The organism is Pseudomonas sp. FFPRI_1 (assembly GCF_055384485.1).
On sequence record NZ_AP029168.1, the window covers coordinates 787,453 to 801,992 of the forward strand.

Consider the following 14,540-nt stretch of genomic DNA (forward strand, 5'->3'; position numbering starts at 1 on the left):
TTCTGTGCGAAATTTGATTCTTGTTGGGCCGATGGGGGCTGGAAAAAGCACCATAGGCCGTCTACTGGCCAAAGAGCTGCGCCTGCCATTCAAGGATTCCGATAAGGAAATTGAACTGCGCACCGGCGCGAACATCCCGTGGATCTTCGATAAGGAAGGCGAACCGGGCTTTCGTGATCGCGAGCAGGCGATGATCGCCGAGCTGTGCGAAACCGACGGTGTGGTCCTTGCCACGGGCGGGGGCGCAGTAATGCGCGAAGCCAATCGTCGGGCATTGCATGCTGGCGGACGAGTGGTCTATCTGCATGCTTCGGTGGAGCAGCAGGTGGGGCGCACCGCCCGGGACCGCAATCGTCCCCTGCTGCGCACCGCCGATCCGGCCAAGACCCTGCGCGACCTGCTGGAACTCCGCGACCCGCTTTATCGGGAAATCGCCGATCTGGTGGTGGAAACCGATGAGCGGCCGCCACGAATGGTGGTGCTGGACATACTGGAGCGCCTGCAGCAGCTGCCACCCCGTTAATGCGCCGAGCGAAATGCGCTATTCTCGGCGTCGCGCCAGACCGCCAAGGTGTGGCGCAGAGCTATCGGGCTGCGTCACAAGACCAGGCGAGGCTCAACGTCAATACAAGGCAGAATGCCTGCTTCCATCTTCACTGTGGGGACACATGCAGACACTTAAGGTCGATCTAGGCGAGCGCAGCTACCCGATTCACATTGGTGCAGGACTGCTGGACCAGCCCGAGCTGCTGGTGCCGCATATCGCCGGGCGGCAAGTGGCGATCATTTCCAATGAAACCGTCGCGCCCCTGTACCTTGAGCGTCTGACCCGCAGCCTGGGGCAGTTCTCGGTAATCTCGGTGGTCCTGCCCGATGGCGAGGCCTACAAGAACTGGGAAACCCTGCAGCTGATTTTCGACGGCCTGCTCACTGCCCGTCACGATCGGCGCACCACCATCATCGCCCTCGGCGGCGGCGTGATCGGCGACATGGCCGGGTTTGCCGCCGCCTGCTACCAGCGTGGCGTGGACTTCATCCAGGTCCCGACCACCCTGCTGTCCCAGGTCGACTCCTCGGTCGGCGGCAAGACCGGGATCAACCATCCCCTGGGCAAGAACATGGTCGGTGCCTTCTATCAGCCGAACGTGGTGCTGATCGATACCGACAGCCTCAACACTTTGCCCCGCCGCGAGCTGTCGGCGGGCCTGGCGGAAGTGATCAAGTACGGGTTGATCTGCGATGAGCCGTTCCTCACTTGGCTGGAAGAGAATGTCGACCGCCTGCTGGCCCTCGACCAGCAGGCGCTGACCTATGCCATCGAGCGCTCCTGCGCGGCCAAGGCTGCGGTGGTGGGCGCCGATGAGCGTGAGTCGGGGGTGCGCGCCACCCTCAACCTGGGCCATACCTTCGGCCACGCCATCGAGACCCACATGGGTTATGGCGTCTGGCTGCACGGCGAGGCGGTGGCTGCTGGCACCGTAATGGCCCTGGAAATGTCCGCGCGCCTGGGCTGGATTTCCAGCCAGGAACGCGACCGCGGTATTCGCCTGTTCCAGCGTGCGGGCTTGCCGGTCATCCCGCCTGAAGAGATGACCGAAGCGGATTTTCTCGAACACATGGCAATTGACAAGAAAGTGATCGACGGTCGTTTGCGTCTGGTGCTGTTGCGCCGCATGGGCGAAGCCGTAGTGACCGACGATTATCCGAAAGAGGTTTTACAGGCCACGCTGGGGGCGGATTACCGCGTCCTGGCTCAGCTTAAAGGTTAATAAGATCCCGATGACTAGTTTGCATGCCGACGAGGCGTTCCTCGGCCATTACCAGTTGAGCCACGATCCTTTCGCTCCCCGGGTCCCTGGCTTCAAGTTCTTTCCTGCCCAGCGCAAGCCTGTGCTGGGGCAACTGCATCACCTGGCCCGCTACAGCCAGCTGTTGCTGGTGGTCACCGGCCCGCAGGGCAGCGGCAAGACCCTGCTGCGTCAGGCGCTGGTGGCCAGTACCAACAAGCAATCGGTGCAGAGCGTGGTGGTTTCCGCTCGTGGCGCCGGCGATGCCGCTGGCGTGCTGCGCCAGGTAGCCCAGGCGCTGAATGTGGCCCAGGCCGAAATCGGCGCGATCCTCGCCCAGGTGGTGCAACTGGCCCTGACCGGCCAGGAAGTCTATCTGCTGGTGGACGATGCCGAGCAGCTTGACGAGTCTGCGCTTGAGGCCCTGCTGGCCCTGGCGGCGGGCGCTCCGGAAGGCCGCCCTCACGTGTTCCTGTTCGGCGAGTCGTCGTTGATCGCGGCCCTGGACCAGTTGAGCACCGAAGAAGAGCGCTTCCACGTCATCGAGTTGCAGCCTTACGCCGAAGAGGAAACCCGTGAATACCTGGCCCAACGCCTCGAAGGTGCGGGTCAGGGCATCGAACTTTTCTCCGCAGATCAGATCAGTGATATTCACGAAAGCTCCGATGGCTGGCCGGGCAACATCAACCAGGTCGCCAGGGATGCAATGATCGAAGCCATGATCGCCAGCCGCTCTGCGGTCAAGCGTCCAAGTATGGGGTTCAACATGCCGAAGAAACACGTATTGGCCATTTCCGCTGTAGTGGTGGTGGCCGTGGCTGCAGCCTGGTTGATGCCGGGTCGCAGTAAGGCGCCAACCACCGGGGCTCCGGCCAGCGAGCAAGCGCAACTGCCTCTGGGGCAGACCCCGACACCGAATGCCAATGGCAGTCCATCGGTGGAATTTGCCGGCTCGTCTCAGCCGATGCCGCTGCCGTTGGTCGGCCAGTCACAACCGGTAATGCGCGGTCCCCTGGCTGAAGCCGCAGGCGGTATCACCGAGGGCGACGATGGCGTTCCTGTAGAAGGCTCCAGCGCCGTTCCGCCAACCGTGACTACTACGGCGCCACCAGCGGGTGCAGTGGCCGGCCCGGCACCGACTCCGGCGGCACGTCCGACTCCGGCCCCGACCCAGGTCGCCACTGCCAAGCCGACGCCTGCGCCCAAGCCGGTAGAGAAACCAGCCGCCGCCAAGCCTGCTGCAGCCGCCAAGCCGGCAGAAAAACCGGTCACCGTAGCCAAGGCTGCCGGTGGCAGCTGGTACGCCGGTCAGGCGCCAGGCAACTACGTGGTGCAGATCCTCGGCACCAGCTCGGAAGCCACCGCGCAGAACTTCGTCAAGGAACAGGGCGGCGAGTACCGCTACTTCAAGAAAGTCCTCAACGGCAAGCCGCTGTACGTGATCACCTACGGCAACTTCACAAGCCGCGATGCCGCGGTCAGCGCCATCAAATCCTTGCCAGCGAAGGTTCAGGCTGGTAAACCTTGGCCTCGCACTGTCGCTAGCGTTCAACAAGAACTGGCAACAACCCGCTGAAGATTCGGCGGCCTTACCCAGGCCGCCTCTCCCGGCAACCTCAAATTTCCGCATCGGCATGCTGCCTTCCAGGCCGCGTGCCTTGTGGTGTCTGCGTTACAGTAGTTTTTGAGTGGCGGCAGTCAGAACCAAAAAATTTTGACTAGCACGACATATCGCTTTAAAACGTTCATAAATGCGACATGAATTTGCGACAGATCGTCGCTAAATTTGTGGGGCTTTGTGTCGGTATGTACAATGACCTCCCTTTTGCCCCCGCAAAGCTGGCGTACGTTCGGCGCGGATTGCAAGTGGTTGAATTGAAAAGAAAATTGTCTCGATAAGAGGCAGCCTGGTGAGAAAGTGTCTATGAAAGCAGGTCTGTACCAACCCGATGAATTTAAGGATAACTGTGGTTTCGGCCTGATAGCCCATATGCAGGGCGAACCCAGTCATACCCTGTTGAAAACGGCCATCGAGGCCCTGACCTGCATGACCCACCGCGGTGGGATCAACGCGGACGGCAAGACCGGTGACGGTTGCGGTCTGCTGATGCAAAAGCCCGACCTGTTCCTGCGTGCTGTCGCCAAGGAGCACTTCGGCACTGACTTGCCCAAGCAATATGCGGTGGGCATGGTGTTCTTCAACCAGGATCCGGCCAAGGCCGAAGCCGCTCGCGAGAACATGAACCGCGAGATCCTCGCCGCCGGCCTGCAACTGGTGGGCTGGCGCAAGGTGCCGATCGATACCAGTGTGCTCGGGCGTCTGGCCCTGGAGCGCCTGCCGCAGATCGAACAAGTGTTCATCGGTGGCGAGTCCCTGAGCGATCAGGATTTCGCCATCAAGCTGTTCAGCTCCCGTCGTCGCTCCTCGGTGGCCAACGCCGCCGACACCGACCACTACATCTGCAGCTTTTCCCACAAGACCATCATCTATAAAGGCCTGATGATGCCGGCGGACCTCGCCGCCTTCTATCCGGACCTGGGTGACGAGCGCCTGCAGACCGCAATCTGCGTGTTCCACCAGCGCTTCTCCACCAACACCCTGCCGAAATGGCCGCTGGCCCAGCCATTCCGCTTCCTCGCCCACAACGGCGAGATCAACACCATCACCGGCAACCGCAACTGGGCCCAGGCCCGGCGCACCAAGTTCAGCAACGACCTGATGGACCTGGAAGAACTCGGCCCGCTGGTCAACCGCGTGGGTTCCGACTCCTCGAGCATGGACAACATGCTGGAACTGATGGTCACCGGCGGCATCGACCTGTTCCGTGGCGTGCGCATGATCATTCCGCCGGCGTGGCAGAACGTCGAAACCATGGACCCGGACCTGCGTGCGTTCTACGAGTACAACTCGATGCACATGGAGCCGTGGGACGGCCCGGCCGGCGTGGTCATGACCGACGGCCGCTACGCCGTCTGCCTGCTGGATCGCAACGGCCTGCGCCCGGCGCGCTGGGTCACCACCACCAATGGCTTCATCACCCTGGCTTCGGAAATCGGCGTGTGGAACTACCAGCCCGAGGACGTGATCGCCAAGGGCCGGGTCGGCCCGGGGCAGATCTTTGCCGTGGACACCGAGACCGGGCAGATCCTCGACACCGATGCCATCGACAACCGTCTGAAATCCCGTCATCCGTACAAGCAATGGCTGCGCAAGAACGCCCTGCGCATCCAGGCCACCATGGAAGACAACGACCACGGCTCGGCCTTCTACGATGTCGACCAGCTCAAGCAGTACATGAAGATGTACCAGGTCACCTTCGAAGAGCGTGACCAGGTGCTGCGGCCGCTGGGCGAGCAGGGCTACGAAGCGGTCGGCTCCATGGGCGACGACACGCCGATGGCCGTGCTGTCCCAGCGTGTGCGCACGCCGTACGACTACTTCCGCCAGCAGTTCGCCCAGGTCACCAACCCGCCGATCGACCCGCTGCGCGAAGCCATCGTCATGTCCCTGGAGATCTGCCTGGGTGCCGAGCGCAACATCTTCCAGGAGTCGCCCGAGCACGCCTCGCGCGTAATCCTCAGCTCGCCAGTGATTTCGCCCGCCAAGTGGCGCTCGCTGATGAACCTCGATCGCCCGGGCTTCGAGCGCCAGGTGATCGACCTCAACTATGACGAGAGCCTTGGCCTGGAAGCGGCGATCCGCAACGTGGCCGACCAGGCTGAAGAAGCCGTACGTGCCGGCCGTACCCAGATCGTCCTCAGCGACCGGCATATCGCGCCGGGCAAGCTGCCGATCCACGCGTCCCTGGCCACCGGCGCGGTGCACCACCGCCTGACCGAGAAGGGCCTGCGCTGCGACTCCAACATCCTGGTGGAAACCGCCACTGCCCGTGACCCGCACCACTTCGCGGTGCTGATCGGTTTCGGCGCCTCGGCGGTCTATCCGTTCCTGGCCTATGAAGTGCTGGGCGACCTGATCCGCACCGGTGAAGTGCTGGGCGACCTCTACGAGGTGTTCAAGAACTACCGCAAGGGCATCACCAAGGGCCTGTTGAAGATCCTGTCGAAGATGGGCATCTCCACCATCGCCTCCTACCGCGGCGCCCAGCTGTTCGAAGCCATCGGCCTGTCCGAGGAAGTCTGCAACCTGAGCTTCCGTGGCGTGCCGAGCCGGATCAAGGGCGCGCGTTTCGTCGACATCGAAGCCGAGCAGAAAGCCCTGGCGACCGAAGCCTGGAGCCCGCGCAAGCCGATCCAGCAAGGCGGCCTGCTGAAATTCGTCCACGGCGGCGAATACCACGCCTACAACCCGGACGTGGTCAACACCCTGCAAGCCGCCGTGCAGCAGGGCGACTACGCCAAGTTCAAGGAATACACCGCGCTGGTGGACAACCGTCCGGTGTCGATGATCCGCGACCTGTTCCAGGTGAAGACCCTGGACACGCCGATGGACATCAGCGAAGTCGAGCCCCTGGAATCGATCCTCAAGCGTTTCGACTCCGCCGGCATCTCCCTGGGCGCCCTGTCGCCCGAGGCCCACGAAGCCCTGGCCGAAGCCATGAACCGCCTCGGCGCGCGTTCCAACTCCGGTGAAGGCGGCGAAGACCCGGCGCGCTACGGCACCATCAAGAGCTCGAAAATCAAGCAGGTGGCCACTGGCCGTTTCGGCGTGACCCCGGAATACCTGGTCAACGCCGAAGTGCTGCAGATCAAGGTGGCCCAGGGCGCCAAGCCCGGCGAGGGCGGCCAACTGCCTGGCGGCAAGGTCAACGGCCTGATCGCCAAGCTGCGCTACGCGGTTCCCGGCGTGACCCTGATCTCGCCACCGCCGCACCACGACATCTATTCGATTGAAGACTTGTCGCAACTGATCTTCGACCTCAAGCAGGTCAACCCTCAGGCGCTGGTCTCGGTGAAGCTGGTGGCGGAAGCCGGGGTCGGCACCATCGCCGCCGGCGTGGCCAAGGCCTATGCCGACCTGATCACCATCTCCGGCTACGACGGCGGCACTGGCGCTTCGCCGCTGACCTCGATCAAGTACGCCGGTGCGCCGTGGGAACTGGGCCTGGCGGAAACCCACCAGACCCTGCGCGGCAACGACCTGCGCGGCAAGGTCCGGGTGCAGACCGACGGCGGCCTGAAAACCGGCCTCGACGTGATCAAGGCAGCGATCCTCGGTGCCGAGAGTTTCGGCTTCGGCACTGCGCCGATGATCGCCCTGGGCTGCAAGTACCTGCGCATCTGCCACCTGAACAACTGCGCCACCGGCGTGGCGACCCAGAACGAGAAGCTGCGCAAGGACCACTACATCGGCACCGTCGACATGGTGGTGAACTTCTTCACCTACGTCGCCGAGGAAACCCGCGAGTGGCTGGCCAAGCTTGGCGTGCGCTCCCTGGAACAACTGATCGGTCGTACCGATCTGCTGGAAATCCTCGAAGGCCAGACCGCCAAGCAGCACCACCTGGACCTGACCCCGTTGCTGGGCAGCGACCACATCCCGGCGGACAAGCCACAGTTCTGCCAGGTGGACCGCAACCCGCCATTCGACCAGGGCCTGCTGGCCGAGAAAATGGTCGAGATGGCCCGCTCGGCGATCAACGACAAGAGCGGTGCCGACTTCGCCCTGGACATCTGCAACTGCGACCGTTCCATCGGCGCACGGATCTCCGGTGAAATCGCCCGGCTCCACGGCAACCAGGGCATGGCCCAGGCGCCGATCACCTTCCGCTTCAAGGGCACGGCCGGCCAGAGCTTCGGCGTGTGGAACGCCGGCGGCCTGAACCTCTACCTGGAAGGCGACGCCAACGACTACGTGGGCAAGGGCATGACCGGCGGCAAGCTGGTGATCGTTCCGCCCAAGGGCAGCGTCTACAAGACTCAAGACAGCGCGATTATCGGCAACACCTGCCTGTACGGCGCCACCGGCGGCAAGCTGTTCGCCGCCGGCACCGCGGGCGAGCGTTTCGCCGTGCGCAACTCCGGGGCCCACACCGTGGTGGAAGGCACCGGCGATCACTGCTGCGAGTACATGACCGGTGGTTTCGTCTGCGTCCTGGGCAAGACCGGTTACAACTTCGGCTCAGGCATGACCGGTGGTTTCGCCTACGTGCTCGACCAGGACAACACCTTCGTTGACCGGGTCAACCACGAACTGGTGGAAATCCAGCGGATCAGCGGCGAAGCGATGGAAGCCTATCGCAGCCACCTGCAACGCGTGCTGAACGAGTACGTCGAGGAAACCGACAGCGAATGGGGCCGTAATCTCGCCGAGAACCTCGACGACTACCTGCGCCGTTTCTGGCTGGTCAAACCGAAGGCGGCGAGCTTGAAATCTCTGCTCTCCAGTACTCGTGCCAACCCGCAATAAAGCAGCTGCAAGTGGCAAGCCTCAAGCTGCAAGTGAAGCAGTGCGAGGTTTGCCGGGCATACGTGATCGACTTGCGGCTTGCAGCTAAGAGCTTGCAGCTGCTGTATAGAGGTTTTTGAAAATGGCTGAACGTCTGAATAACGACTTCCAGTTCATCGAGGTCGGTCGTAAAGACCCGAAGAAGAAACTGCTGCGCCAGCGCAAGAAGGAGTTCGTGGAAATCTACGAACCCTTCAAGCCCCAGCAGTCCGCCGACCAGGCCCACCGCTGCCTGGGTTGCGGTAACCCGTATTGCGAGTGGAAGTGCCCGGTGCACAACTTCATTCCCAACTGGCTCAAGCTGGTGGCCGAGGGCAACATCCTCGCCGCCGCCGAGCTGTCGCACCAGACCAACACCCTGCCGGAAGTCTGTGGCCGGGTCTGCCCGCAGGATCGTCTGTGCGAGGGTGCTTGCACCCTCAACGACGGCTTTGGCGCGGTGACCATCGGCTCGGTGGAGAAGTACATCACCGACACCGCCTTCGCCATGGGCTGGCGCCCGGACATGTCCAAGGTCAAGCCCACCGGCAAGCGCGTGGCGATCATCGGCGCGGGCCCTGCGGGCCTGGGCTGCGCCGACGTGCTGGTGCGTGGCGGCGTGACCCCGGTGGTGTTCGACAAGAACCCGGAAATCGGCGGCCTGCTGACCTTCGGCATCCCCGAGTTCAAGCTGGAAAAGACCGTGCTGAGCAACCGTCGCGAAGTCTTCAGCGGCATGGGCATCGAATTCCGCCTCAACACCGAGGTCGGCAAGGACGTGACCATGGAGCAACTGCTCGCCGAATACGATGCGGTGTTCATGGGCATGGGCACCTACACCTACATGAAGGGCGGCTTTGCCGGCGAGGACCTGCCAGGGGTGTACGACGCCCTGGATTTCCTGATCGCCAACGTCAACCGCAACCTGGGCTTTGAAAAGTCGCCGGAAGACTTCGTCGACATGAAAGGCAAGAAGGTGGTGGTACTGGGCGGCGGCGACACCGCGATGGACTGCAACCGCACCTCCATCCGCCAGTGCGCCAAGTCGGTGACCTGTGCCTATCGTCGTGACGAAGCCAACATGCCCGGCTCGCGCAAAGAGGTGAAGAACGCCAAGGAAGAGGGCGTGAAATTCCTCTACAACCGCCAGCCGATCGCCATTGTCGGTGAAGACAAGGTCGAAGGCGTGAAGGTGGTCGAGACCCGTCTCGGCGCGCCGGATGCCCGTGGCCGCCGCAGCCCCGAGCCGATCCCGGGTTCCGAAGAGATCATCCCGGCCGATGCCGTGGTCATCGCCTTCGGTTTCCGTCCAAGCCCGGCGCCGTGGTTCGAGCAGTTCAGCATCCAGACCGACAGCCAGGGCCGGGTCGTGGCCCCCGAGCAAGGTCAGTACAAGCACCAGACCAGCAACCCGAAAATCTTCGCCGGTGGCGACATGGTGCGCGGTTCCGACCTGGTGGTGACGGCGATCTTCGAAGGCCGTAACGCCGCCGAAGGCATCCTCGACTACCTGGGCGTCTGACGACGCCAGCAGCAAGCTTCAAGCTGCAAGCGACAAGTTGAAGGCATCAGCGCTTTCAGCTTGCGGCTTGTAGCTTGCCGCTTGCGGCTGTCTTTCTGTGCCGCGCTCTGAGAAAATGCCCCCACTTTTTTTCCGGATGCCGACATGACTGCCCTGAAGAACGACCGTTTCCTTCGTGCCCTGCTCAAGCAACCCGTAGACGTCACCCCGGTGTGGATGATGCGGCAAGCCGGGCGCTACTTGCCTGAATACCGCGCCAGCCGTGCCAACGCCGGTGACTTCATGAGCCTGTGCATGAACCCGGAGTTCGCTTGCGAAGTCACCCTGCAGCCTCTGGACCGCTACCCGCAGCTGGATGCGGCGATCCTCTTCTCCGACATCCTGACCATCCCCGATGCCATGGGCCAAGGCCTGTACTTCGAGACCGGTGAAGGCCCGCGCTTCAAGAAAGTGGTCAGCACCCTGGCCGACATCGAGGCCCTGCCGATCCCTGATCCGCAAAAGGACCTGGGCTATGTGATGGATGCGGTCAGCACCATTCGTCGCGAACTCAATGGCCGGGTGCCGCTGATCGGTTTCGCCGGCAGCCCCTGGACCCTGGCCACCTACATGGTCGAAGGCGGCTCGTCGAAGGACTTCCGCAAGTCCAAGGCCATGCTCTACGACAACCCGCAAGCCATGCACCTGCTGCTGGACAAGCTGGCGCAGTCGGTCACTTCCTACCTCAACGGGCAGATTCTGGCCGGTGCCCAGGCGGTGCAGATTTTCGACAGCTGGGGCGGCAGCCTCTCGGCGGCGGCTTACCAGGAGTTCTCCCTGGCCTACATGCGCAAGATCGTCAGCGGCCTGATCCGCGAGCACGACGGGCGCAAGGTGCCGGTGATCCTGTTCACCAAGGGCGGTGGCCTGTGGCTGGAAAGCATTGCTGACGCCGGCGCCGATGCCCTGGGCCTGGACTGGACCTGCGACATCGGCGAGGCCCGGCGTCGGGTCGGCAGCAAGGTATCGCTGCAAGGCAACATGGACCCCACCGTGCTCTACGCCAACCCGCAGGCGATCCGCAGCGAAGTGGCGCGCATCCTCGCGAGCTACGGCAAGGGCAGCGGCCACGTGTTCAACCTGGGCCACGGCATCACCCCGGAAGTGAAGCCGGAGCACGCCGGTGCTTTCCTGGAAGCGGTTCACGAGCTGTCGGCGCAGTACCACGCATAAGCGCCACCCCATGAAAAAACGCCCGGCACCTGCCGGGCGTTTTCATTGGCGCACCCCTTTTTTGTAGGAGCCGGCTTGCCGGCGAAGGGGCCCTCAAGCCCTGCACCTGCCTGACGGACGCCTTCGCCGGCAAGCCAGCTCCTACGAGGGCCCGGCGGTACGATCAGTGCTGTGTAGGAGCCAGCTTGCTGGCGAAGGGGCCTTCGAGATTTGCACCTGCCTGGCGGACGCTTTCGCTGGCAAGCCAGCTCCTACAGGAGCCCGGCGGTACGATCTGTTCTGTGTAGGAGCCAGCTTGCTGGCGAAGGGGCCTTCGAGATTTGCACCTGACTGGCGGACGCCTTCGCTGGCAAGCCAGCTCCTACGAGGGCCTGGCGGAACGATGAGTGCTGTGTAGGAGCCAGCTTGCTGGCGAAGGGGCCTTCGAGATTTGCACCTGACTGGCGGACGCCTTCGCTGGCAAGCCAGCTCCTACAGGAGCCCGGCGGTACGATCAGTGCTGTGTAGGAGCCAGCTTGCTGGCGAAGGGGCCTTCGAGATTTGCACCTGACTGGCGGACGCCTTCGCTGGCAAGCCAGCTCCTACGAGGGCCTGGCGGAACGATGAGTGCTGTGTAGGAGCCAGCTTGCTGGCGAAGGGGCCTTCGAGATTTGCACCTGCCTGGCGGACGCCTTCGCTGGCAAGCCAGCTCCTACGCAGGCCAGGCGTTACAAAGGCGGGAGTTTGGCCAGCTTCATGGCGATCAGCAGTGCGCCCACCAGCAAGGCACCGATAAACAGGCCGATACCGTTCCAGCCCGCCAGGTGCCAGAACACTCCACCGGCAGTGCCGGCAATGCTGGAGCCGGCGTAGTAGCTGAACAGGTACAGGGAAGAGGCCTGGCCCTTGGCCTTGGTGGCCCGGCGGCCGATCCAGCTGCTGGCCACCGAGTGGGCGCCGAAGAAGCCGAAGGTGAACAGCAGCATGCCGATCAGCACCAGGGACAACGGCGTCAGCAGGGTCAGGGCAATCCCTGCCAGCATCAGCACGATGGTGGCCCAGAGCACCCGGCGGCGCCCCAACTGGTCGGCCAGGGCGCCAATCTTCGCCGAGCTGTAGATCCCCGACAGGTACACCACCGAGAGCATCCCGACCCAGGCCTGGCTCAGTTGATAGGGCTCGGCCAGCAGGCGATAGCCGATGTAGTTGAACAGGGTGACGAAGGCCCCCATCAGCAGGAAGCCTTCGAGGAACAGCCAGGGCAGGCCAGCATCGCGAAAGTGCATGCTGAAACCCTCCAGCAGGCTGCGCGGGTGCAGCGAGCGAGGGCGGAAGTTGCGCGACTCGGGCAGGATGCGCCAGAACACCGCCGCAGCGATCAGCGCCAGCCCACCGATCACCAGCATCGCCGTGTGCCAGCTGACGAAGTCGATCAGCACCCCGGTGATCAGCCGTCCGCTCATGCCGCCAATGGCGTTGCCGCCAATGTACAGGCCCATGGCCAGGCCGATGTGCTGCGGGTGGATCTCTTCGCTCAGGTAGGTCATGGCCACCGCGGCCAGCCCGCTCAGGGACAGGCCCACCAGCGCACGCATCAGCAGCACCCCGTGCCAGCTGGGCATCAGCGCGCTGGCGATGGTGCACAGGGCGGCGGCGAGCAGGGCGGCGACCATCACCGGCTTGCGGCCGATGCGATCGGAAATCGGTCCGGTGATCAGCAGCCCGATGGCCAGCATGCCGGTAGCGACCGAGAGGATCAGGCTGCTCTGGGCGGCGTTGATGGAAAAGTCCCGGGACAGCAGCGGCATCATCGGTTGTACGCAGTACAGCAGGGCGAAGGTGGCGAAACCGCCGGAGAACAGCGCCAGCACCGTGCGCATGAACAGCGGCGTGCCTTTCTCGATATAGACCTCGTTGAGTTGGGCGACCACCTCGTCCAGGGGCGTGGCAGGGGGTTCGTGGGCAGGGGGGGCAACAACGGCAACAGCGGATTTCACGGGGGACCTCGGGGGGGAACGCAGCCGGTCAGGCAATGGAAAAAGCATATAGCTGGCTAATGATTCTTTCCAATATATTGTTCGACCTGTTTGATAGGTTTGAAGACTTAATGAGGTCCCCATGGAATTGCGTCACCTGCGCTACTTCATTGCCGTCGCCGAAGAGCTGCATTTTGGCCGCGCGGCCCAGGTGCTGGGCATCTCCCAGCCGCCCCTGAGCCAGCAGATCCAGGCGCTGGAGCAGGAGGTTGGTGCCCGTTTGTTCGAGCGAACCAATCGTCGGGTCGAACTCAGCGAGGCCGGACGCCTGTTCCTCGAAGAGGCGCGGCTGGTGCTGGCCCAGGTGGACAAGGCGGCGGATGTGGCGCGGCGCGCGCAACTGGGCGAGTTGGGGGAGTTGAAGATCGGCTTCACCTCGTCGGCTCCGTTCAACTCGACCATTCCCCAGGCGATCTTCGCCTTTCGCCAGCGCTTCCCTGCGGTGCACCTCAAGCTCAAGGAAATGAGCAGCACCCAGGTGGCCGAGGCGCTAGTGGACCAGTCGATCCAGGTCGGCATCATGCGGCCCTTGCCCCTGCCGGATTCGCTGTCGGTGGTGGAGCTGTTGCGCGAGCCGCTGGTGGCGGTGCTCAGCGCCAAGCACCCGCTGGCCGGTGGCAGTGAAGAGGGCCTGCATCTGGCGGCGCTGGCCCACGAGCCCTTCGTGTTCTTTCCCCGCAGCTATGGCAGCGGCCTGTACGCCCAGTTGCTGAGCCTGTCCCGGGATGCCGGGTTTACCCCGCATTTTGCCCAGGAGGCGGGCGAAGCCATGACCATCATCGGCCTGGTGGCCGCCGGGTTGGGGGTCTCGGTATTGCCGGCGTCCTACCAGCGCATGCGCATCGATGGCGTGGTCTATCGGCGCCTGCTGGACCCCGAGGCCATGTCGGCGGTGTGGCTGGTGCAGCGCAAGGACCAGAACTCGCCCATGGCCCAGGCCTTTGTCGAGCTACTGACGCGCAAGACCGGGGCCGCGCCCTGAGGGGAGGTTGGGCCGCACCGGGGCCTGGAGGTACACCAGGTCGCCGCGCAGGGCCACGCCGGCCATCAGCACCCCGGCGTGGCATTCGTAGGTGTTCAGGTCCTTGCGCACATGGTGCTTGTAGTAGCTGACGATATTGGTCACCGCGTTGGCGCCGACCCGCTTGGCCGCCGCTTGCAGGGTGATCAGGGCTGACTGCAGGGCCCATTCGCAGGCGTCGATGTCGCTCTTGTTGAAGGCATTGGTCTTCTTGTTGGTGGCCAGCTCAGTGACCTGGACCCTGAGCAGCGGCGGATGCGGGTTGCCCGCCAGGTAGAAGCTCACGCTACCGTCCAGGCGCCCGGCGCGCTGGGCATCGGCGACGACTTTCTCGAAGGGCATGTACATCAGGTTGGTGGCCTGGCTGGTGGGGCTCAGGACAGCTAGCAGGGCCAGGGCAATCAGCGCTTTCACTTGCATGGTCGGCTCCTTGACGGACGTGAAAGGGGTGCCACCGTCACGCCGGTCGAGGCCCGGCCGCGCAGCTTGGCTCCCGCAGGCGGCGATGCTCCGGCCTGCTGTTGCGAGTGTAGACGGCGATTGGCGCGCTTCCGGAAAAATCCCGGAAACGAAAAGGGCGCCCAAAAGGCGCCCT

General features: G+C 63.6%; 9 protein-coding genes. 7 read left to right on the forward strand and 2 right to left on the reverse strand.

Annotated features, from left to right (window positions below; genetic code table 11):
* Positions 1-4: 4 nt before the first annotated feature.
* The 6 genes from aroK to hemE all read left to right on the forward strand — a co-directional run bounded on the left by aroK (position 5) and on the right by hemE (position 10,909).
* Positions 5-523 carry a shikimate kinase AroK gene (gene aroK / locus ACZ5BO_RS03520; protein WP_025130300.1) on the forward strand — a complete coding sequence of 173 codons (519 nt, stop codon included), beginning with the start codon at positions 5-7 and terminating at the stop codon, positions 521-523.
* Positions 524-668: 145 nt separating this feature from the next.
* Positions 669-1,769, forward strand: coding sequence for a 3-dehydroquinate synthase (aroB, locus tag ACZ5BO_RS03525; RefSeq protein WP_025130301.1), 1,101 nt, complete (start codon positions 669-671; stop codon positions 1,767-1,769).
* Between the two features lie 10 nt (positions 1,770-1,779).
* Positions 1,780-3,363, forward strand: a complete 1,584-nt coding sequence (locus ACZ5BO_RS03530; RefSeq protein WP_025130302.1) for an SPOR domain-containing protein — start codon at positions 1,780-1,782, stop codon at positions 3,361-3,363.
* 348 nt (positions 3,364-3,711) lie between these two features.
* Positions 3,712-8,157 carry a glutamate synthase large subunit gene (gene gltB / locus ACZ5BO_RS03535; RefSeq protein WP_464698267.1) on the forward strand — a complete coding sequence of 1,482 codons (4,446 nt, stop codon included), beginning with the start codon at positions 3,712-3,714 and terminating at the stop codon, positions 8,155-8,157.
* A 121-nt stretch (positions 8,158-8,278) separates the two neighbouring features.
* Positions 8,279-9,697: an FAD-dependent oxidoreductase gene (locus tag ACZ5BO_RS03540; RefSeq protein WP_464698269.1), complete on the forward strand. Its 1,419-nt coding sequence runs from the start codon at positions 8,279-8,281 to the stop codon at positions 9,695-9,697.
* Positions 9,698-9,841: 144 nt separating this feature from the next.
* Positions 9,842-10,909, forward strand: coding sequence for a uroporphyrinogen decarboxylase (gene hemE / locus ACZ5BO_RS03545; RefSeq protein ID WP_025130305.1), 1,068 nt, complete (start codon positions 9,842-9,844; stop codon positions 10,907-10,909).
* A gap of 707 nt (positions 10,910-11,616) precedes the next feature.
* On the opposite strand, the gene ACZ5BO_RS03550 is transcribed toward hemE, so the two are convergent.
* Positions 11,617-12,885, reverse strand: coding sequence for an MFS transporter (locus tag ACZ5BO_RS03550; RefSeq protein WP_464698271.1), 1,269 nt, complete (start codon positions 12,883-12,885; stop codon positions 11,617-11,619).
* Between the two features lie 121 nt (positions 12,886-13,006).
* Here ACZ5BO_RS03550 and ACZ5BO_RS03555 point away from each other — a divergent pair, with 121 nt between their 5' ends.
* A complete protein-coding gene (locus ACZ5BO_RS03555) occupies positions 13,007-13,906 on the forward strand; it encodes a LysR family transcriptional regulator (protein WP_025130307.1) in 900 nt (299 codons plus the stop codon).
* Here the strand turns inward: ACZ5BO_RS03555 and ACZ5BO_RS03560 are convergent.
* Positions 13,874-14,365 carry a hypothetical protein gene (locus ACZ5BO_RS03560; protein ID WP_025130308.1) on the reverse strand — a complete coding sequence of 164 codons (492 nt, stop codon included), beginning with the start codon at positions 14,363-14,365 and terminating at the stop codon, positions 13,874-13,876. The genes ACZ5BO_RS03555 and ACZ5BO_RS03560 overlap by 33 nt on opposite strands.
* Positions 14,366-14,540 lie beyond the last annotated feature (175 nt).